14 protein-coding genes are annotated in these 22,468 nt (G+C 51.2%); 8 read left to right on the top strand and 6 right to left on the bottom strand.

Annotated elements, in window-relative coordinates:
* Positions 1-139: 139 nt before the first annotated feature.
* Positions 140-544 (top strand): T9SS type A sorting domain-containing protein, encoded by a 405-nt coding sequence (locus EHT87_RS23875; RefSeq protein WP_124909186.1) that lies wholly within the window; start codon positions 140-142, stop codon positions 542-544.
* Between the two features lie 391 nt (positions 545-935).
* Complete coding sequence (locus EHT87_RS23880) at positions 936-1,463, top strand: hypothetical protein (protein WP_229321305.1); 528 nt, start codon at positions 936-938, stop codon at positions 1,461-1,463.
* On the opposite strand, the gene xth is transcribed toward EHT87_RS23880, so the two are convergent.
* Both xth and EHT87_RS23890 read right to left on the bottom strand, forming a co-directional pair.
* Entirely contained in the window at positions 1,436-2,221 is a 786-nt protein-coding gene (xth, locus tag EHT87_RS23885; RefSeq protein ID WP_124909187.1) for an exodeoxyribonuclease III, read from the bottom strand. The genes EHT87_RS23880 and xth overlap by 28 nt on opposite strands.
* Before the next feature lie 122 nt (positions 2,222-2,343).
* The gene (locus EHT87_RS23890) at positions 2,344-3,375 is read right to left on the bottom strand and encodes a DUF2490 domain-containing protein (protein ID WP_229321307.1); all 1,032 of its coding nucleotides are present in this window, start codon (positions 3,373-3,375) and stop codon (positions 2,344-2,346) included.
* A gap of 421 nt (positions 3,376-3,796) precedes the next feature.
* On the opposite strand from EHT87_RS23890, the gene pta reads away from it, so the two are divergent.
* Together pta and EHT87_RS23900 are read left to right on the top strand one after the other, a co-directional pair.
* Positions 3,797-5,893 carry a phosphate acetyltransferase gene (gene pta, locus EHT87_RS23895; RefSeq protein ID WP_124909188.1) on the top strand — a complete coding sequence of 699 codons (2,097 nt, stop codon included), beginning with the start codon at positions 3,797-3,799 and terminating at the stop codon, positions 5,891-5,893.
* Between the two features lie 18 nt (positions 5,894-5,911).
* The gene (locus EHT87_RS23900) at positions 5,912-7,108 is read left to right on the top strand and encodes an acetate/propionate family kinase (protein ID WP_124909189.1); all 1,197 of its coding nucleotides are present in this window, start codon (positions 5,912-5,914) and stop codon (positions 7,106-7,108) included.
* Positions 7,109-7,161: 53 nt separating this feature from the next.
* Here the strand turns inward: EHT87_RS23900 and EHT87_RS23905 are convergent, their stop codons facing one another.
* Positions 7,162-7,953: a slipin family protein gene (locus EHT87_RS23905; protein WP_124909190.1), complete on the bottom strand. Its 792-nt coding sequence runs from the start codon at positions 7,951-7,953 to the stop codon at positions 7,162-7,164.
* 254 nt (positions 7,954-8,207) lie between these two features.
* Between EHT87_RS23905 and EHT87_RS23910 the strand changes: the two genes are divergently transcribed.
* Positions 8,208-8,687: a group II truncated hemoglobin gene (locus tag EHT87_RS23910; protein WP_124909191.1), complete on the top strand. Its 480-nt coding sequence runs from the start codon at positions 8,208-8,210 to the stop codon at positions 8,685-8,687.
* Between the two features lie 831 nt (positions 8,688-9,518).
* On the top strand, positions 9,519-14,009 hold the full coding sequence (locus tag EHT87_RS23915) for a putative Ig domain-containing protein (protein ID WP_185716335.1): 4,491 nt from the start codon (positions 9,519-9,521) through the stop codon (positions 14,007-14,009).
* A 663-nt stretch (positions 14,010-14,672) separates the two neighbouring features.
* Here the strand turns inward: EHT87_RS23915 and EHT87_RS23925 are convergent.
* From EHT87_RS23925 to EHT87_RS23935, 3 genes are all read right to left on the bottom strand, one after another.
* Complete coding sequence (locus EHT87_RS23925; RefSeq protein ID WP_124909194.1) at positions 14,673-16,628, bottom strand: alginate lyase family protein; 1,956 nt, start codon at positions 16,626-16,628, stop codon at positions 14,673-14,675.
* 379 nt (positions 16,629-17,007) lie between these two features.
* A complete protein-coding gene (locus tag EHT87_RS23930; protein WP_185716336.1) occupies positions 17,008-17,364 on the bottom strand; it encodes a LytR/AlgR family response regulator transcription factor in 357 nt (118 codons plus the stop codon).
* 122 nt (positions 17,365-17,486) lie between these two features.
* Entirely contained in the window at positions 17,487-18,134 is a 648-nt protein-coding gene (locus tag EHT87_RS23935) for a sugar transferase (RefSeq protein ID WP_229321309.1), read from the bottom strand.
* Positions 18,135-18,952: 818 nt separating this feature from the next.
* Between EHT87_RS23935 and EHT87_RS23940 the strand changes: the two genes are divergently transcribed.
* Positions 18,953-21,286 (top strand): TonB-dependent receptor, encoded by a 2,334-nt coding sequence (locus EHT87_RS23940; protein ID WP_229321311.1) that lies wholly within the window; start codon positions 18,953-18,955, stop codon positions 21,284-21,286.
* A 146-nt stretch (positions 21,287-21,432) separates the two neighbouring features.
* Complete coding sequence (locus EHT87_RS23945; protein ID WP_124909197.1) at positions 21,433-22,368, top strand: DUF4249 domain-containing protein; 936 nt, start codon at positions 21,433-21,435, stop codon at positions 22,366-22,368.
* Positions 22,369-22,468: the final 100 nt, after the last annotated feature.

Raw genomic sequence — 22,468 nt, forward strand, 5'->3', positions numbered from 1 at the left:
CTTCTGATTTGTCCCGTTTGGGTTATTTCCGCACGTTCCCAAAAGTAGCAGGGATTGACTCATTTGTGACACCCTTTTCGGGCGTTGAAGCCGACCTTTGATTCATTCAAACGGACACAAAAACTAAACTTCATACGCCATGAAAACGCTCTTCAACTCCCTGCTCGTTGCCTTTACATTGACTGTCGTTACCTGCTCGGCTTCTTGGGCTGAAAGCAACAAACCCATCGGCCGGCCCAAGAATGTTGCGGCTTTTCAGAGTGGCATGTATACCACGGCCGAAGGCAAACTCCGGATTGCGCTGGACAAACAAACCGGCGGATCGGTGGTGATTCGGCTGACCAATCAGGCGGGCACCGACCTTTTCGTTGAACAGGTAGGCCAACGTCAGCAAACGGCTCGTCTACTTTTAGACATCAGTGCGCTGCCCGACGGCCTCTATCAGGTGGTTATCACCAATGGGGTAGAAACGACCAAGCAGGCGTTAACACTGGCCACCACCCGGCAAACCATCGCCGTTTCCCGACTGGTTGCCTTTAACTAAACCGGAATTCATGCCCTGCAAAAGCCGACTCCACTCTGAGTCGGCTTTTGCAGGGTGTCGAACCCTGCCGCCTGCTGGGTTTGGCCGCTGCGTATTGAAAGGCGAACGGGGTCAAAATACCGCCTTAATTTGAAAGAAGGCGGGTGTGAGATGGACCGGGTATGGGGTTGATTCGGATAAGGCAATCGCCTAACTTTGTCAAAAACACCCTGACGCAAGTTGGCATCTTTGTGCCAAAAGGGTAGGCTGTTTGGGCAGTGGAGCGGGTTCGCAGGAAAGCCTGATCGCCGAAAAAGTAGCTAACGTTCTTTCTGTCGGGATGGACTTGTTCGACTGAAACAAAAATGAATCACAATCCGTTGGGTTGGTATCCCACAAATCAGATACGACTATGGCACGACCGAATCTCCCGCTTATCGACGCCTTACGGCGAACAGCCCGGAAACTGCGTGAAGGCGCTCCGTATGAATGGGGGCACATGGGCGGTTGCAACTGCGGCAATCTCGCTCAGGAACTCACCAAACTCTCGAAAGGTCAGATTCATGCCTACGCCATGGAGCGCTACGGCGATTGGAACGAGCAGGTGGCCGACTACTGTCCTACCAGCTTGATGCCCATTGATCTGGTTATCAGCGAAATGTTGCAGGCTGGCCTTTCGCTGGAAGATCTGAAAAATCTTGAAAAACTAGCTGACCGGCGGGTGTTGTCGCGTCTGCCGATCGAAAACCGCTTCCTGCGCCACAACCACCGCGATGATGTCATCCTGTATCTGACCGAATGGGCCGCTTTGCTGGAAGAAGAGCTTCTGGCAAAAATCGACTTGCCGAAGTTCGAAGTGTCCGTGCAGAAAGTCGACCAGGGGACGGCAACCATGAACCAGTTCGTTCAAAGTCATTCCTCCCATCCGTCAGCGAGCTGAATCCAGGTGGGAGCGTGATCACTGGTTTTCTCCCAGCCACGAACCTGGTGGTCGACCCCGGCAGCGACCAGATGACGGGCCAGGCGTGGGTTGAGCAGTAAGTGGTCGATCCGCAATCCGGCATTCCGACCGTAGGCATTCCGGAAATAATCCCAATACGTATACAGTTGCTCATCAGGGTGGAGCTTTCGCAGCGCGTCGGTCCATCCCTGATCGATCAGCGTTTTGAAAGCCGCCCGGGTTTCGGGCCTGAACAGGGCATCATCGAGCCATCGTTCGGGTTTGTAAGCATCCTTTTCGGTCGGAATAACATTGTAATCCCCGGCTAAGACCACCGGTGCCGCGTCGTTTAGCAGTTGGGCTGCATGCACCTTTAACCGCTCAAACCACTGGCGTTTATAGTCAAATTTGGGCCCTGGTGCCGGATTTCCGTTGGGCAGGTAGAGACAACCAACCCGTAAACCCCTGACGATGGCTTCGAGGTACCGGCTTTGCGTATCTTCCGGGTCGCCGGGAAGTGATCGGTGAACCTCCTGAATCGGACCACCGCGGGCGAGAATAGCGACTCCATTCCAGCTCTTCTGTCCCTGCCAGAGGGCGTGATAACCGGCATCCCGCAGCGCGTTTTCGGGAAATTTCTCTTGTGGTGCTTTCAACTCCTGCAGGCATACGATAGCTGGCGCTGTTTCGGCCAGCCACCGCAGAAGAACGGGTAAGCGGCTGATAATTCCATTGACATTGTAAGTAGCTATTTTCATGTTCCAATGCTGGTAAACCGTCCAACTGCCAAAGGTATTCCTACTGGTAACCATTGAACGGAACTGGCCTTCCCGCAATTCGACCGTTTGCCCGGCTGACTAATAAGGGAACAAAATTCGACTTACGGTTTGGTCAAATTGAGGTTATGAAATAAAAACAGCCGGATTGCGTGGTTGTTGACAAACGCATTCCCCGACGCCTGCTGCTGATACAGATTCATATAACCCAACTGCGCCGTAAACGTTTTGCTGAACGGGTAAGCCAGACCAACAAAGAAGCGGTTTTGGTCAAAATAATTATACGTGATTTGCTTGCCGGCATTGATGTGAATTTCATCCTGAAGTACGAAATTGGGTACGCCGGGTTTCGGCGTGTCTCCCTTGAGCGGGACCTGGACGGTAATCATATACCGAAAGCGGAAATTGAACGTATACCCATCGGCCAGCTCCGTACCGAGCGTTTTGTGAATATTGCGTTCTTCAAGCCGTATCCACTGGTTGAGGTGCAGGCGTTTATAATGACTCTGCCAGTTGACCTGCTGCCAGAGACGATGTTCGGGTCGAACCAGCGGATCGGCATCCCCAATGGGCGCAACCGCCGGATAAAGACGGACGTAGGCGTAACCGGCGGTGAGCCGAATCTGGTCGGACACGTAATAGGTAATCCCCGGACGAACAATCAGCGTACTCCAGCGGTCCAGAAAATGATCGGTACGGCGGGCATGAAGATCAAGCCAGATTCCCCAGCGATTGCTCAACCGGGTTTGGTTAAAATAGCCCAGCCAGGCTTGTTGCTGAGTGCGGACTTGCTTGGTGGGCACGGTTTGCGCCGTCAGTTCAAAATGGACGGTTATGCCAACTAGCAGCAGGAAACGAAAGGTACGTAGCCTGTAGCGGGGCAATACCGCATCCCGTCGGGATTCCGGCCCCGTTTTGGCCACGGATCCGGGGCCGGACCGCGCCCGGAATAAGGCCGGAAAACCGTTCGGGGTTGTTCCGGCAGCCTGTGTTGCTTGAGTTGTGTGGGCCGAAGCAGCCGCCCTGACTTCCTGTTCACGGCACGCCAGAATGGAGGAATCTCCTGCTACCAGCTCTGAAGTAAAGGGCAGCGCGCCCATGAGGTTCGTATTTCGAATAAACAGTCTCCGTTTCATAACCGGGTTAGTACAATTGGCAATTTAGAAAGGACAGAGATGGTAGTTGGGGGCAAGTCTACGGCGTTCGATGGGCTGAAAATAGAACAGAACTAACCATTAGTAGATTTTTTACCTTTTTTGACAAACTTTTTCGAAAATCTGTGGGGTGATGACCGCTATACTTTTTAAAATGCAGGCAAAATGACTTTGGCCAGCAGAAGCCGTCAGGCAATTTCCACCCTCGTCTCGCTGGATGTTTGCCGCAAGGCCGTGGTTTTTCAATCGGAGCGATCCTTTTTTCTGCCGATCCGTTTGGGAAGCGTATACCGAACATTTTTCCGGCCTTTTGGCTTACTATATCTATACCCGGTTGCCTGATCACCTCTCCGGATCGGATCGCGACTCAGGCGGGCCGGATCAACAAAATCAATACAGTGCTATGTCTAAAGCCATTTTCATCGCGTCAGTGGAGCCGTATACCGGCAAATCAGTAGTGTCCCTTGGGCTGGTGAATTGGCTGCTGGGTAAAACCATGAAAGTCGGGTATTTTAAACCCATTATCAGCGAGCAGCGGCCCGGCCAGAAAGAAATTCACATCGAAGCCATTCTGGACTACTTCTCCCTGCCCATCGCCTACGAAGACACCTATGCCTTCACGCGGCAGGAAGCCCTGCAACGCATGGAAACGGCGGGGCGGAGCGATATGCTCAATACCATCATCAGCAAGTATAAAAAGCTCGAAGATACCTGTGATTTTACCGTCATTGAAGGCAGTGATTTTCTGGGCGAAGGTGTTGCCTTCGAATTTGAATCGAATGCCGCCATTGCTAAAAACCTCGGCGCGCCCGTGTTGATGGTGATTAGTGGCGAAGCGAAAACAACGGCCCAGATCGTCAGCTCGGCCCTGAGCGCCCTGCAAGGGTTCGACAGCCGGGAAGTGCAGGTGCTGGGGCTGGTGGCCAACCGGGTTAAAGCCGATCAGATCGATGACGTGCGGGAGCTACTCCGCATGCAATTACCGGCCGACATCCTGCTCATGGTCATTCCGTGGGAAAAATACTTGCAAAGCCCCACCATGAACGAAATCCGCGAAGCGCTGGGTGCCAAGGTTCTGCTGGGAGAAAGTCTGCTTTCCAACCGGGTAGATAATTTTGTTACCGGCGCGATGATGCTGCCCAACTTCTTGAATTACATCAAGGAAAACGTCCTGATCGTTACGCCGGGCGATCGGGGAGACATCATCATTGGAGCGCTTCAGGCCAATTTGTCGGCGAATTATCCCAAAGTGGCCGGCCTGGTGCTGACGGCTGATACCGAACCCGATGAGCCCGTTACCCGGCTTATTTCGGGACTGCAAACCGTGTTGCCCATTCTGTCGGTCAAACAAGGGACTTTTGGTACGACTACCGCCATCGGAGCCATTCACTCGCGCATTACGGCCGATAACAAAACCAAAATCGAATTGGCTCTGACCCTGTTTGAATCCAACGTGAACACGAAGGAACTTGAGGACAAAATTGTTACTTTCCACGTCGAAGGCATCACCCCGCACATGTTTCAGTACCAGCTGGTGAAAACCGCCCGGAGTGTGAAAAAGCACATTGTTCTCCCCGAAGGAAACGACGATCGCATCCTGATTGCAGCCTCCCGGCTGGTGGCCCAGAATGTGGTCCGGATAACGCTGCTGGGTGATGAATCCGAAATTATGGCGTCCATCAAGCGGTTGGGCCTTCAGGTGGACCCGGCTAGCCTGCCCATCATCAATCCGGCCAGCTCCGGGCTTTACGCTTCCTACGTCGAAACGTTGTATGAATTGCGTAAAACCAAAAATGTAACCATCGACATGGCGCGGGATCTGATGCTGGACGTTTCCTACTTTGGCACCATGATGGTCTACAAAGGCCACGCCGATGGCATGGTTTCCGGAGCGGTTCACACCACGCAGCATACCATTCGCCCCGCCCTGCAATTCATCAAAACCAAGCCCGGTGTTTCGCTGGTTTCGTCGGTCTTTTTTATGTGTCTGCCCGACCGCGTTTCCGTCTTCGGCGACTGCGCCGTGAATCCCAATCCAACGGCCGAGCAACTGGCCGACATTGCCATTTCGTCGGCAGAAAGCAGCGCCCGGTTCGGCATCGAACCCCGTATTGCCATGCTGTCGTATTCATCCGGCACCTCGGGCGAAGGAGAAGATGTCGATAAAGTCCGGCAGGCGACGGCCATCGTGCGGCAAAAACGACCCGACTTAAATGTGGAAGGTCCCATTCAATACGACGCTGCGGTCGATCCGCTGGTGGGGAGTCAGAAACTCCCCGATTCGTCCGTGGCGGGTCGGGCCAGCGTGCTGATCTTTCCGGATTTGAATACCGGAAACAACACCTACAAAGCCGTACAGCGGGAAACCGGCGCCCTGGCGATTGGCCCCATGTTGCAGGGACTCAACAAACCCATCAATGACCTGAGCCGTGGCTGCACGGTGGACGATGTCTTTAATACGGTTGTCATCACGGCCATTCAATGTCAGGACAATCCCTAACCGAAACGGCCATACACTATGTACATTCTCATTATCAACGCGGGCAGTAGTTCATTAAAGTACCAGCTCTTCAACATGCCTGCCCCGGAACCGCTTTGTACGGGGTTGATTGAGCGAATTGGAACCGATCATTCGTTGATCCGTCATACCGTGCCGAGTCGGCAGGGCAATCCGGTCTTTGAGCAGAATGAGCCCATTGCCTCGCACGCCCGGGGGTTTGAAAAACTGGTCGCTCTGCTATCCGATTCGCGGTTTGGCGTTATCCGGCATCCGGATGAGATCGTCGCCATCGGGCACCGGGTTGTGCATGGGGGAGAAGGGTTTACGCAGGCGACCCTGATTACACCGGAAGTGAAAGAAAAAATCAGATCCTACTTTCCGTTAGCGCCCCTGCATACCATCAATTTTACGTGCATTGAAATCGCCGAAATGACCTTTCCCAAGGCTCAACAGGTAGCGGTTTTCGATACCGCCTTCCACCAGACTATGCCCGAATACGCTTTCCGGTATGCCATACCCGAAGCGCTATACCGGCAGGAAGGAATCCGGGTGTATGGTTTCCACGGTACCAGTCATAAGTATGTGAGCGAGAAAGCAGCGGCCTGGCTCCGAAAACCGGAAGCCAAACTCATCAGCATTCACCTGGGAAACGGGTGCAGCATAACGGCGATTCAGAACGGCAGATCACTGGATACGAGCATGGGATTTAGTCCGCTGGCCGGACTTGTGATGGGCACCCGTTCGGGCGATATCGATCCTGCCGTCGTTTTCCATCTGATGGCCAATGGCTACAGCCCGGATGAGGTCTACACGCTGCTCAATAAACAGTCCGGTATGGCGGGCCTGACCGGTTTTAGCGACATGCGGGATATCAAGAAACTACGGGACGAAGGCAATCCGGCGGCTGAGCTGGCCAGTGAACTGTATGCCTACCGGGTTAAAAAGTACATCGGAGCGTTTGCTGCCGTCCTGAATGGGTTGGATGCGGTGCTATTCACGGGTGGTGTGGGCGAAAACGATTCGGACATGCGGGCAAGGATTTGCCGGAATCTGGATTTTCTGGGTATTCATCTGGACCCTGATAAAAATAAAACCTCCGGTTCCGGTCTGAGGGAAATCAATCCCGCCCAGGCCGGTGTCAAAATCCTCGTCGTTCCGACCAATGAAGAACTGGAGATCGCCCGGCAGAGTTTTGCCTTACTGGAAACGGATTGAATACGCTGGCAACGACAGCGTGACCCCATCCATTGGACGAACTGGCGCGTGGATTAAAGCGGACCGGGAGCGGTATTGCTTTCATCAGTTTTCGTTTTGGTCACCAGTTCGGTAAAGCTTCTTGCTGCGGTTGTAAAGTCCGACGGAACCAGCACGATGGTAGTCGTATTGTTGTCAATGCCAATTTCGGATAACATTTGCATCCGTCTCAATTCCAGAGCAATGGGGCTTTTTTCCATTTCCGTGGCCCCTTGTGTCAGTTTGATCGAAGCTTCCAGTTCCGCTTCCGCTTTCACGATCCGGGCTCTTTTTTCCCGAATGGCTTCGGCTTCGCGGGCCATGGCGCGTTGCATGGCCGACGGTATTTCTACATCTTTCATCTCCACCATTTCGATTTTAATCCCCCAGGGCTCGGTGGTTGCATCCACAATACTCTGAAGTCGGCTGTTGATCTGTTCCCGCTCCCGCAACACTTCGTCCAGCGAGTGCTGGCCAATAATGTTGCGCAAGGCCGTAACTGAAAACTGATAGACGGCTTTATAATAGTCGGCCACTTCAATAATGGCGTTTTTGGGCGTAATGATCCGAAACCACAGAACGGCATTGACTTTAATCGTTACACTGTCTTTGGTGATGGTTTCCTGTTGCTCGAGGTCCACCGTTTTGGTTCGAATGTCGACCCGTTGTTGCCGATCCACGAAGGGAATCAGCCAATAAAGACCGGGGCCTTTGATGGATTGAAAACGTCCCAGCCTAAAAACAACGCCCCGCTGGTATTCCTGGGCGATACGAAAGCCACTGAGCAGCAGGGCAAGCAAGACGGCGGCAAAGGGAAGGAGTGTCATACGATTCAGACAGGTTTGATATGCCGGGGTGAATGCCAAACGAATGCCAGTTTCAAAACGAATTTAAATCTGCTGATAACCAACTTGTTAGCAGGGTCGATCAAAGGCGTCACCGCTTTGACCCTTCCATTTTGAAAAACCGGTTTTCCAAAATGGAAGGGTCAGGCAAACCGCCCGGCGATTTGACTGACCTTTTTTGACGAGATTATGGGAAAACCATACAATATTTACTCCGCAAATTCGACTACAATCTTATGAACGAACGCACGATTCCTACCTTGAACGACTGGCTGGGCGGAACAAACCGGCTGGAGCAACTGACCACACTTTTTTATCAGAAAGTATTGAAAGACGACTTACTCGAGCCCGTCTTCCGGCATATGTCACCCGAACATGCCAGCCATGTTGCTCACTTTATCGGTGAAGTGTTTGGCGGTCCCAAACTGTATACCGAAACCGATGGCGGGAGCCACGCCAGCATGATCGCGCATCACCTTGGCAAACACCTGGATGAGGCAAAACGCCGTCGCTGGATGAGCCTGTTGCTCGAAAGTGCGGATGAAATTGGTCTGCCCGACGATCCGGAATTCCGCTCGGCGCTGTTGGGGTATCTGGAATGGGGGAGCCGGATTGCCGTTCTGAATTCAACGTCGGCCGACAATCCCATCCAGGCCGATGCGCCCATGCCGGTTTGGGGCTGGGGCGAAACCGGCGGACCGTATACGGCGGATTGATTGGCAGGCGGACCCATCAACGTCATCGGTTTTGCTTGTTGCCCTTTCGATTGGGTAAGTGCGGTTTTGGTAAACCCAGGCCGGAATGGTTATGACGTATAGGTATAGCGTGTAGATAGTTTGCAAAAAAATCGTAGCGATGCGTCCGACGTTCACGGTCGTATCAACTTGCTATTTTCGTCCGGTTGCGCCCGGGCATCCTTCACTACATTTTGATCAGAGTTCCCGTTAATTTTCCTTCCAAAGCCACTGGCATGGCATCTTGATCGCGCTTTATCGGCAAACCGGCGTAAATGTGGGCGTATTGACCGCTCGCTCGGCTATAGCCTGAAAAGGCGGTTTATTCTCTTCAGAAATCCGATCCTGCCGCGGAGTCGGGAGGGGGGCATTCGCGGTTGCACCGGCAACAGGCAGAGAACCCGCATGCGCATTATCGAAATTCAGCAAGCTTAATTATCAGACATAATTACCGAATTACGGTATAAGTTTTCCTTCCATGAAACCGTATTATAGATTTTTGTTCTTACTGTAAATATTTGAAAATCAAAAATTTATACCAATAAATCACAAATAAGTTCATTGGCACCTCTTTTGCATACTTCATTTTACAACCGGTTGCTAAATATATTATCAGACATTTAACTAGACGAACAGATGCGACTACTAACCTAGTTTTGTGGCACTACATGGGTTATTTGAGGGAGGGGGAATGAAAAGTGGGCATTTAGCTCGAAAAGCTCTTTTGTTGAATTACAGTAAAAATCACTCAACGTTATTATGATTACCAATCTACCTGTCCGCAATTCGCGTTTAAAAACTGCTGCCCAAACTTTGAAGCAGGTCATTAAAATTGCTTTGCTTCTGATTGCTTCCAGGCCGTTTGCCTTTGCCGCGGCTCGACCAACCGATGGTCCACCCGCGCAGGTTGCGAAAACGGTCCAGCAGACGCCACTGGTTATTGACAACCAGCGCTACATCGGGTTAACCATTTTTAATTTTGAAACAGACGCCCGTATCGATGACGACCACATTGAGCGTTCGGCCCTCTATGGTTGTAATGCCGTAGAGATTACTATTAACTGGGACAAGGTGTATCCCACTGTCAATAGTAGCCCGGGTTGGGATGTCATCGATTCCCATGTCCGGACGGCGCAACGGGTCGGCCTTAAGATTGCACTCCGGGTTCACGTGGGTCGTGAAGCTGATAAGTTGGGCGGTTTCTGGGGTGTTCATGAAACGATGCAGGCCGCCGACAGCTCCCGAAGTACCAGCACCCAGCGGAATATCGTTCAATTTTCATTTTCTCACGGACCCACCATCGAGCGCGCCAGCGCGTTCGTGCGGGAGGCCGCCAACCGCTATCATTATCTTCAGGAACAGGGGCAGCTTCTGTTTTTTTCCGTCGTTTCCTCGCCCGCTCTGGAGTCCGAGTATTCGCCGGTTTTCGATCCTCCCACGGGCAGCAAATACGTCGTTCCCTACGATTACAGTGCGTCCGAACTCGCAGCTTTCCGTCAATATCTACAAACCCGGTTTACGTTGTCGCAACTTAACCAACGCTGGGGAACGGACTTTAGTGGGTGGAACCGGGTCATGCCACCGGCTCATGACAAAGCCAATCCGTATGCTTCACAAATCGGTGTTCGGGGAAATGACTGGTATGTTTTTCGGCACCGCCAGCTCAAGGGGTTCATTGATAAAATCAACAGTACCGTTAAAGGTATCGACCCCGGAATTGTGGTTGTCAATCAGCATGGTTGTGTCTGGGATCGGCTGTCGGGGCTGCGAGCCACGTTTGCCTTCAAAAATCTTGGCCAGTCGGCCGATGGTCTCAAATTCAACGACGGACCGGATTATAATCACCGGTTTTCGATGGATCTGGTGCGGAGCAACCTCAAGCCGGGCGCATTTATGATCAATGCCGTCGACGGCATGTTCTACAATTCGGTATCGGTCGAAAAGTATTATGAACAGATTGCGCAGTGCTACGAACATGGCGCAAAGATGCTTACACTGGCCAATTTCGGCAGTCCGGATGCCCGGCAAAAGCTATCGGATCTGGTTAAAATGGTGGTCAATGCGGGCTTGTTGAATCAGCCGGTTACTCAGGTACAAACCGCGGGTGCCGCAGTCGGGTATAAATTATCCGATATACTGAAGTCAAATTCAATTGCTCAGGAGCGGTGGAGCCAGCGGTATGCGCAGAACGGAAACAAACCCGTACGGATCGACCTCGACGAAGATTTGCTCCGGAACGAACCGCCGGTGATCAATACCGTACCCGTATTGAATCAGCCGCTGAGCGACCAGTCGGCAGTGGTGGGCCAGCCATTCAGTTATTCGATTGGCCAGGCCTTCACCGACCCGGATGGCTCAATTGTGAGCGTAGAAGCGAGCGGTTTGCCGCAAGGCATTCAATGGGCAAGCGCAGGGGGAGAATTTAGCGGTATACCCACGCGTGCGGAAGCGTCGATCGTGACACTCACCGCCCGCGACAATCTCGGGGCATCCGTTACCGGGAGTTTCCGGCTGACGGTTAACGATCCGGTTGGAACCAACCGTCCGCCGGTGGCCCCCATTCTGACTGCGCAAACCGGGGAGGTCGGCAAGCCATTTTCGTATACATTGCCCCCCTTTACGGACCCGGACGCCGAACCACTGGTTCATAAATTAGGAGACGTGGTGCCGGGATTGACCTACTCGGCGGAAACCAGTACCCTCAGCGGTACGCCTACCACCGCCGGGGTGTTTTCGCTGACCTACTCGGCAACTGACTTGTCAGCGGTGGTGTCTACGACTCTTTTGCCGGTGACCATCCGTGAAGCGCCTGTAGCGACGAAGCGAACGGGCAATTTTGAGGGCTATCTGGATAAGTACAACTGCGAGGGCGACATCTGGGGCTGGGTCTGGGATCGAAATCTACCCAATACGCCGATGCCCGTGGAAGTGCTCGACGGTCTTACGGTGATCGGCACCTTTACGGCCAACGTTCTCCGGCCGGATTTGGTGGCTGCTAAAAAGGGCAATGGAATGCACGGCTATCAGTTCCTGATCCCGGCCAGTATAAAGGATAACAAGCCGCACGTCATTACCATGCGGATCGAAAATTCGGATTATTATCTGAAAGGTTCGCCCACAACCCTGACGTGTCCGTCCAGTACGGCTCAACCAGCCGATCCAGCCAATAAACCGCCGGTAGCTGTTCCAATTCCTGTTCAGTACGCGTACGTCAACAGCCCATTTTCGTATACGATCCCGGAGTTTACGCACGACGACGGCAAGACGCTGATTTATGCCATGACCGGCGGGGTAGTGGGCTTGAACTACGACCAGGCAAGCCGTACCTTTAGCGGTTCTCCCACCCAGATCGGCACGTTTACGGCCAGTCTGATTGTCTCGGATGGGCAGGGAGGTTATACGCCCGCCCTGGTGACGGTGGTGGTTTCGGCGGCTCCGCCAAACCGCCCGCCGGTTGTCAATCAAACCATTCCTGATCAGACCGTCCTGATTGGACAACCGTTTGCCCTTACCCTCTCCGCCGGTCTGTTTACCGATCCTGATAACAACCTGACCGGTATTCAGGTGAGTGGATTACCCGAAGGACTGGCGTACAATCCGGATAATCGCGGCATCAACGGAACGCCAGTTAGTGCCGGAACGGCAACCGTTACCGTAAAGGCAACGGATTCGCAGGGTGCGTCGGCGGCTACTACGTTTAAAATAGTGGTCAATGCACTGGTCGAGGAAATTCCCAAACCGGCTCCCATACCGAATGTGAACGTGGCACCGACCATCGCGCAGGCTCCCGCCAACCAGACGGCCATCGTTGGGCAATCCTTCAACTTTCAGATTCCGCTTGAAACCTTTACCGATGTGGACGGTACCATTGCCAGCATCGACGTTAGCGGTTTGCCCAATGGCCTGATCTATACACCGGGCAACCGCACGATCAACGGCACATTGACCCAGCCCGAAACCGCAACCATTGCGGTTGTCGCCACGGATGACGACGGAGAAACGGTAACGGCTACTTTCCAGCTGGTGGTGCTGGCGGCTCCATCTGCCCCGCAGAACCAGGCCCCCCAGGTTAGCCGTCTTATTCCGGATCAGACGGCCACCGCCGGGCAGCTCTTTACCTACACCCTGGGAGCCGATGTCTTTACCGATCCGGATGGCAGCATAGCGACCATCGAACTGGTGAGCGGTTTGCCCAACGGCCTGGTGTATACGCCGGCGAACCGGGTCATCAGCGGTACGCCCACGGCCCCCTCGGCGACAACTGTAACCCTGAAGGCAACCGACAATCAGGGCAGTTCTGTCACGACGACTTTCCGACTGACGGTCGATCCCGCTCCCGTTTCTGAGGCCCCGAATCAGACCCCGGTTTTGATCCGGGAAATTCCCGGCCAGACGGCAACGGTAAGCATCGCCTATTCCTACACCATCGGTAAGCAAAACTTTTCGGATCCGGATGGCAGTATTACTTCTGTCGACGTAACGAATTTACCCAAAGGGCTTACGTACAACAAAACGACCGGCGTCATTAGTGGTGTGCCCACAACCAGCCAAACGGTTACGGTTAGTGTAAAAGCCGTCGATAACAAAGCCGCTTCCGTGACCATTACGTACAACATGACGGTAAAGGAAAATATTGTCATCAAACTGTACAAGGCCGGAAAGGGACCGGAACCGCAAAATTACATCCAGGAGCTGAATCAGGAAACGGTGCTGATGGCCAATGCGTTGCCGGCCATGATCAACATTTTCTTCGAAATAGAGACGAAGGTGTCGAGCGTCAAATTTGAACTGACCGGACCCAAAAATGTCACTTTTCAGGAAAATTTTGCGCCCTGGGCTCTTTTGGGTGATAATGGAGGAATTCCGCCCCTGGTTGGAATCTATATGCTGAAAGTGACCGGTTTCAAAAATCCGAATGCGACAGGCAATCAACTCGTTACACGACTCATTACGTTTTATATCCGAAGCTCCGGCAAGCGGGAGAATGCCGAAACGGCCGTGTCCAATTCCCTGCCTGCTCCCGAATCCGCGGTATGGGGTGTTTATCCCAATCCTTTCCGGGATCAACTGACGGTCAATTTGCCGTCGGACTCCGGCGAGCCGCTGGTTCCGCTGGCACCATACCGGTTCTCGATTGTTTCCCCGACGGGACAGCAACTGCCGGTTTCGGATCAGGATACCCATCGTGAAGCCGGAAAAGCTACCCTGACGATTCCAGCGAATGGGTTGCCGGGGGGAGTCTATTTCCTGCGGATTCAACGCGGTGAAGGCCCGGCGAAAACCCTGAAGATTTTGAAACAGTAGCCATCGATCAATCAATTCAATAACCTGGACTAACTGAAAAGCCTGCTTCCTTTGGAGGCAGGCTTTTTGCATGAACCTGGACAGCCTTAAAAAAGACAATGGGATCATACGAATGTGGTGTTGTCTGATAAAATAGGAAAATATATCTGAGAATTCAGCTTTTAGTGCGTATTAAACCCTTTTGAGGGCTTTTTTTGAAGCTAAAACTACTACCGAATAATAACATTGCTAAGTAGTATTACTTAATTTATTTCCGGATTTGTATCTTTGAAATGTCTTACCGTAACTGTACTTCAATGAACGCATTCTCTAACGCATCGAATTTAGCAACACCAAATTTTTCGCGGAAGCAATTGCCATCCTGCTGTTTTACGAGTTTGCCACAAGCTATTGGTTGTGCCAACCAGTTTTTCATGGAAGGCTTTAATGTGCAGATAATTGCCAGAGATAAAAATTCATTTTTGGTTGTTTCTCCCGAAACGGCCCGCCAGATGTTTACAAAAGGATTCCGGTTGCTGTATGGCCATTGACATTTCGTTTTTTAGTGAGAATATCAGGTTATCTAAAGAAAAAACCAGTCAATTGACTGGTTTTTTTCTTAAATACTCTATCCATGTTACTATTACTTCTAACTGATTTTGACTTGCGTGCCGGTTGGCTTCGTCACGACTGTACGCTAATCTGGTGTTGTAATTCTACGCGGCTTTCTGCCCCCAGCGTCAGATAGGCCCTGAAAACGCAGGTGGCCTGTTTCTGATACATCCCGGCCGAATACCAGCCCAGCAGCGCAGGATGCATCTGACCATTGACAACCTCGACCTGTAGCGCCGGATCGATTTGCAGAATCACCAGTCGCTTGGTTTGCGGATGCGAAAGCACAAAATGATTGCGGCCCTTGGCCCGGAACCGAACGGCCGGGTGCACATGAAAAAGGACTTCAACCGTGTGATTCCCGTTGCGTTTGCTGTCGACCTGATCGTCGATTACCAGGCGGTTATTTAATTTATCGAACTCCATCCGGCGCTGGTGCGAACAACCGATTCGATCATACCCGTTGTGGGCCGCACTGATTTCGTCGGTATTGTCGCTTAGTTCGGCTTTCTGAATGCTGATGGCATACTGACTGAGCCACCGCAGATCGTGGTCCTGAAAGGCCTGGTTCTGGTAGTCGATACAAACCGTATTGTGGGCGCGTGTACTGACAAAATACCGGCGCCAATCCGACTGGCCCGCATCGACATACGTGCCTGAATCAACGAAGAAAGGCTGTCCGTCGACATGCATGATGAACGACAGGGCATCGGCATGACCGTGGGTTGCCGACGCTAAATAGCCCAGCGGAGCTGCGTTGAAATGGACATAAATTTCACTTTGATCTTCCTGCTTGCGGAGAATATAATGCCCTTCTGATGGATAAAACTGACTGCTCAGCGTGGTTTCCTTGCTGGAAATGGCGTTGAATTTCTGGCATCCTTCGTCGCCGAAAAGCAGCCGGTTTTTGAGATCGTACCCGTGCGACCGTTGTTTAAAAACGGGATCGCCGTATAAAACAGCCGCTGAGGTAAGTAACGACCGAAAATTAGAGAAAGGCCTCTGATCGTCGAGGCTCCACAATCGTCCGCTTCCTTCGTCACCATAGGGCGGAAAGTTGCCCTGGTCGTCGAGTACATGAACAACGTATGAAAGAATATTTTCCAACTGATTGGCATACAGGGCCGAAAAGGGATTGTCGGTTCGTATACCGGTGATGTAGCTGATGAGAAAAACATCGGCAATAAACTGTACATAATCGGCAGCCTCTTCCCGGTTGACGCCATTGGGGCTGTTCTGACGCTGCATTTCCTGCTCAAGACCGGTTTTGGCAAAAGCGCACCAGGCGGCCGATTCCGGGAATTTCCAGAACGAACTGGCCACAAACAGCCCCGCATAACTGGTAATGAGCTGGTTATTGGCAGCCGAGGCAAAGGGTAGATTGTTTCGGCTATAGGTACAGTGCTGGTAAATGGCCGGGACCCAGACCGATTCGGCAAACCGCTGAAAAACCGGGTCGGCCTTGGCCAGAACGGAAGCATCCAGAATATTCCAGCAGACGAACCAGTTGATCAGCCGGATATTCACTTCCCGATTACTGTACCAGTTGATGCCAAGCAGGTAGGGGTTGGCCTTGACCCAGGACGATACGATGGTGATCAACCGGCTTAATTCCCGCGGGTCGGCAGTGAGTCGGTAGCGCAAAGCCAGGGACGGAAGAAAAAGAAACCGATTGACTTCCCACACATAATTGGCGTTACCAAAAGCGTCATTCTGGATATTTATTTCTTTTGCATAAGTCAGTGGAAAACGTTTGTTGGTGCCAATATCGAGATGCCAGTCAATCGGGTAACGGTAGTCGAGGGTATGTTCGAATATTTTATGCTGGTAAGAAAAGGAAAAAGCCGAAAGATGGTCGGTATGGATGGCCAACACGCTGTCGGGCCAGGACGACAGCGTTGCCGTTGCTTTCCAGCCCACCTGTTGTTTATCCGCCTGTTTCTGGAAATACTGTCTCAGCCGGAAGATAATTTCTGCCGTTGATAAGGATCGCAGCCGGTAATAAAACCAGTGATACTGATTCAGCATTTTACGTTACACGTTGAGTAATAACCGATAGTTAAAAGAGATCTGTCAACCTGGTTGGAAATTTCAGCCATTCACCGATCACGTCCTGATCGGTTGTACGATTACAATCGGTTACCCGGACTCACTGCGGATGGGAGAGCACTTGATAAACGCGCTGTATACCAACTCCGCAAAGGCCGAATGAAGCAGATTGGCCGATGCGGTTTGAAGCCTGAAATAAGCTGCCACTAGCCTGGCGATCGCCTGTATTGCCCTCGGGCAATTAGGCGATGAACACCAGGCCGTGCCTGTTTTTCATTTTCAACGTTGAGTAAATCGTACTAGTGGCATTGATTGATACGGAAAAGATCCATTACCAGCGATTCATTGGGAGGTAGAGTCAGGAAAGTACCAAATTGAAATATTTAGCCAGTGTGACGATTGATTTTACCCTCCGGCGGCTAACCGATAAACGGGTTTCGTCTGATAATTCGACCCAGCTATTGTGCATATCGTGTAAATCCATCTGAACAATGTGTTCCGGGTTTACCAGATGAGAGCGCGAAATCCGCCAGAATGTGGGGTGGTATTCCTGTTGTTCCTTCAAGGTATAACTGGAAACAAAACCATTCTGTTTGTTGAGGAAAATGCGGCTATAATTGCTCCAGCCTTCAAAAAAGAGAATTTGTTTGGCAGAAATTGTAATAGCCCTTCCTCTGCGGTCTCTGACTTTAATGCTGGTACGTGCTGTATTCATGGGCAATAGCGTTGAGTGCATAGCTTTCTCTAACGAAAGCAAACACTATGCCATTGTGTTACTATTCTTATATTTTAGTAACAATTGTTGTCTGTTAATTAGCCGCTTTAGGGTTGTCATCATTACCTTACGGCTTTTAATCGGTCGGCAATGGTCCACCAGCAGATTTTGAAATCGAGCCCAAGCGAATACCGCTGAACATACCACCGGTCGTAGCGTAGCAAGTGCGGCATTTGGATCAAACCCGGCGTTGCCGCCGGAGAAACGCGGGTTTGAATCAGACCGGTAATTCCCGGACGGACGGAATGCCGGTCGCGATACCCCGGCGTCGTCCAGTATTGAGCGTCATATTGCAGGGTGTGAGGGCGAGGTCCGACAATGCTCATATCTCCAATCAGAACATTGAAAAAGTTCGGCAACTCATCCAGACCGGTTGCCCGTAGAAACCGGCCCACCGAAGTCACTTCTGGCTCATTCGACCGAAATCCTGGCGTTGGATGATAAGTCGTAGAGCGAAATTTCAGACAGCGAAAGGGGCGTCCGTTCCGTCCGGTGCGCAGTTGAGCGAAAAAAACAGGGCCCGGCGAGTCCAGAATAATCGCCAGCGCGATCAGCGGTACCAGCCAGATGAGTACGAGTGCTGTAACGAGCACCAGGACTAAAAGATCAAACAGCCGCTTGCCGACCCGGGCATACACCGTAGAATTGTCCTTTGGCGTACGTACAGCCTGGGAGGGAAGGGTATACACCCTGGATTCAAGACTAATCATACACGTTGAGTATAAGTGGAATCAAATAATAAATACAGTATAAGTTTAGGATCAGCTTTAGAACAACCAGACTGAAATTTGTCCGGCAGGATTGGATTTAACCAACAAAAAAGTTAATTAATAAAGGTGGTATAGGACAGGTATTTTATAAAGAAGGCAGAGAGATAAAATATAAAATAGGCTTATTATACTAGATATGTGGGTTTTTAGCTAAAGACTCAGTTGCTAACTTCATCTAATTGATACCTCGCTATTCCTATTTATCAGACAATAATAACCTTCATTTCCTCCCCGGACAACTCCTTGCCTTGAAAAGTGATTGAGTGGTTTGTGCTTTTTTTTCATTCGTCCCCTAGCCCGACCCCGGTGAATGACCTGATAAAACCGGCGGTTTTGCACGGCTTTCTCCGGCGTCTGTTCTAAAACAACGGCCCACACCTCCTGTTGTACTTATATACTACTTAGTAAATATTTATGCTGTTGTTCCAGTTTTTTGTCTCTAAAAAACGTATTTATTTTTGCGGCCGTTGAAAAGAGAGAGATTAAAATTAGATTAAAATTTTAAAATAATCTAAAATTTGCTGTTTGTAAAATAACAATTAAATAACTGATAATTAAAGTTTTATACAAAAAAATACTTTCATATAATCAAGTGCTTCTAAAAATAAATATACTTTTTTTTCTGATTGGTTACTTAATGTGTCTGATAATGTATTTACTTTGTGATAAGTATAATTACTTAGTACTACTCTCTGTCTGATATTTTGAAAACAACTTCTACTCTTGCGAGCCTATTTTTCGCGTTAGCAGTTATTCCCGTGGTAGCACAGACCTCGACTACACTGTCGGGGTCTGTCTGGGAAACAGGCAATCGGAAACCTCTTTCGGGCGTTCATGTTTATCTGCCAGGCCAGCAGACGGGTGCCGTCTCCAACGAATCGGGTTTCTACACCCTGACGGTTTCCACAAAGGATAGTCTGACTGTAACGTTCTCGTATGTCGGCTATGAAACCGTTACCCGCACTATTTTCCCCGCTAACCAGCAGACACTCGATATTGAGCTTACACCCGGACAAACGCTGACCGAAGTGTCGGTTAAAAGCCAGTCGTCCCGGCAAAAAGACAGCGATAATCCTCAGCTCAGCCGCATTGAAATTCCCATCGCCCAGCTTACTAAAATACCGGCTTTGCTGGGCGAAAAAGATGTGCTAAAAGTCATTCAACTGCTTCCTGGCGTTCAAAAAGGCTCAGAAGGCAACGCCGGAATCTACGTCCGGGGCGGTGGCCCGGATCAGAACCTGATTATGGTCGACGAAGCGGTGGTCTATAACCCCAGTCACCTTCTCGGATTTTTTTCGGTCTTTAACGGTGATGCCCTGAAGAGCGTCGAGCTGACAAAAGGCGGTTTTCCGGCCCGATACGGCGGCCGGTTGTCGTCGGTCATCGAGATGGGAATGAAGGAAGGCGATAAAAACGATTTGCACGGTACGGGTAGCATCGGTCTCATTGCCTCGCGGTTGACCCTCGAAGGTCCTCTCCAGAAAGGAAAAGCCTCTTTTCTGGTTTCGGCCCGGCAGTGTTATCTGGGTTTGCTCACCCAACTGGTGTCGCCCGGACCCGAATCCGGCATTCCGTCCCGCTCGGGCTTTTACGATTATAACGCCAAAATTTCGTTCGATCTGGGTCCGCGCGATCGCGTTTATCTAAGCGGCTATACGGGCGCCGACCAGTTTAAAAGCCAACGGGTTGCTAACGACCGCACCCTGGAAGCAGGACTCGGCTGGGGCAATACAACGGGTACACTGCGCTGGAGCCACCGGTTTTCCAATCAGGTATCGGGTCATACGGCTCTGATCGTGAGTCAATACCGCATGAAGGTTTCCAACGAAGAAGCCATCACCATTGCCAACAAACCCGGCCCTGTTTTTCGGCTCGATTACCTGTCGGGCATCCGGGATTTCACGCTGAAGCACGACCTCGATGTCTATGCCAGTTCAAAACACCAGCTCCGTTTCGGGTTTCAGGTAACGCCCCACCGGTTTACGCCCAGCGCCGTTGTGTCGGCAACATCCGAAACCGGCAACCCGTCTCTTGAAACCAGCCATGCCATCAATGCGGTCGAATCGGGGGCGTATGCCGAAGATTTCTGGCAACCCACAAGCCGCTGGCGCATCAATGCCGGACTGCGCCTGAGCTACTTTTATCACAAAGATGCGCACTACGTCCGGCCGGAACCCCGCTTGTCGGTGGCTTACAAACTGCCTTCCGACTGGACCATCAAAGGGGCGTATGCGCGGATGAACCAGTATGTTCACATGCTGTCGAGTACGGGCGTCGGTTTGCCCACCGACCTGTGGGTGCCCACCACCGACCGGGTGAAGCCGCAGCAGTCGGAGCAATTTGCGATGGGGCTGGTAAAAGATTTTAATTCCGACCTCGCGCTGACGGTTGAAGGGTACCACAAAACGATGACCAACAACATCAGCTACAAGGAAGGGGCTAGTTTTCTGTTGACCAATACCACCACGACGGGCCAGCCCGCCCGTTGGGAAGATAACGTGACGGCCGGAAAAGGCTGGTCGTATGGAGGAGAAGTGATGTTGCAGAAGAAAACCGGTCGGTTGTCGGGCTGGATTGGCTACACCTGGTCGTGGACCCAATGGCAGTTTGCCGACTTGAACGGCGGTCGGAAATTCTTTCCCCGCTACGACCGTCGGCACGACTTTTCGATTGTCGGCGTATACGAGCTCCGTCAGCGCTGGACGCTATCGGGAACGTGGGTGTATGGAACCGGGCAGGCGCTAACCGTACCGATGTCGCGTTACGCCGTGAGTGCCAACAATCCGGATCATTCAAACCCGGCGGTCAATCCGTTTATCGACACCCGAAACGTTAAAGATTACGGTGAGAAGAATAGTTTCCGGGCCGAACCTTTTCACCGGCTGGATATCAGCCTGCAATTTCATACGAAGAAAAGAACGCGCGAAAGTATCTGGGAATTAAGTGTTTATAATGCCTACAACCGGCGGAACCCTTTTTATTATTCGCTGGAAGGCAAAGTTGAAACGGACGGAAAACCGTCTAAGTCGGTGCTCTATCGCTATTCTCTTTTCCCGGTAGTTCCCACCGTCAGTTATACATTTAAGTTTTGATTTCGATTGCCTGAAGTGACGTACAAGGGGATGTAATTGAGCATCTTTTGTGCGGTTTTGAATGCCCTGAAGTGCATGGAGTGCAATGGAGTACTCTCTGCGCGGTTTTAGTGAATAACTCTCTGTCTTACCTACATAGTACGCTCATGAAACGGATATACGTTGTATCTCTGCTGATTACTCTATTGGCCACCGGTTGCCAGAATATGCGCCAGGAAATAGAACCCGCCAGTTTAAGTCAAGTTGCCAAAAAGCTGGTTATCATCGGCTTTATTTCGCCCCAGGACACGGTTTTAGCCGTAAAAGTTAACATAACTCGTCCCGTGGGTGATCCCAATTACACTTCCAATTTTGGAATTGTAAAAGACGCGAAGGTAACGCTCGCAGCCGGTAGCCGGTCGATTCAGCTGACCTACAACGGGAAAAATGATTATTATCAGGCCGACCCGAAGAAATTCCCGATTCGGGCGGGAGAAACCTACCAATTGACGGCGCAAACGCCCGACGGCCTGAAGGCTTCCGGTGTCTGTACCGTACCGCAGTCGGCGCGTTTGCAGCGCATCCGGCTCGATTCGGCCGAAGGTTCAAACCAGCAGAAACAATACTTTGTCCGGTATTACTGGCAGGATGCCCCGGTAACGACCAACTATTACCAGACAACCGGTGTGTTTACGTACGCCAAATCCTGTCCTACCTGCAAAGCCGAAGCAGGCACCAGGCCCAAGCCCGAAACCGCTCCGGTTCTTTTCGAATCGCTGGGGACGCTCACTACCTTGCTATCCGATCAGACCAGCGATGGTAAAATGCTGGAATCATACCGCGGCTTTCTGAATCAAAATACTGCGACACAGACCGTGTCCGATAAAGTGAGCTTTGTAAATCTGTACGACAAGGCAACCGTTAAAGCCAGTTTACTCAATGTCGATGAAGCGTATTACAAATACCACCAGGCTCTTGAATTGCAAAAAAAATCGGACGGTAATCCCTTTGCCGAGCCGGTTTTATTGCCCACTACCATTGACGGAGGACTGGGTTGTTTTGCCGGATATAACCAATCGACGGTTTTAGTAACCTTTAAATAACAATTTTACAATAATTACTAAAATTTATCAAATTTTTATCCGTACAAATACTCAAATTTGCTTACTTTTGCTTACCTCTTCAAAGACACCGTAATCAGCT

The organism is Larkinella knui (assembly GCF_003858645.1).
In the GTDB taxonomy this organism is placed as follows: Bacteria; Bacteroidota; Bacteroidia; order Cytophagales; family Spirosomataceae; genus Larkinella; species Larkinella knui.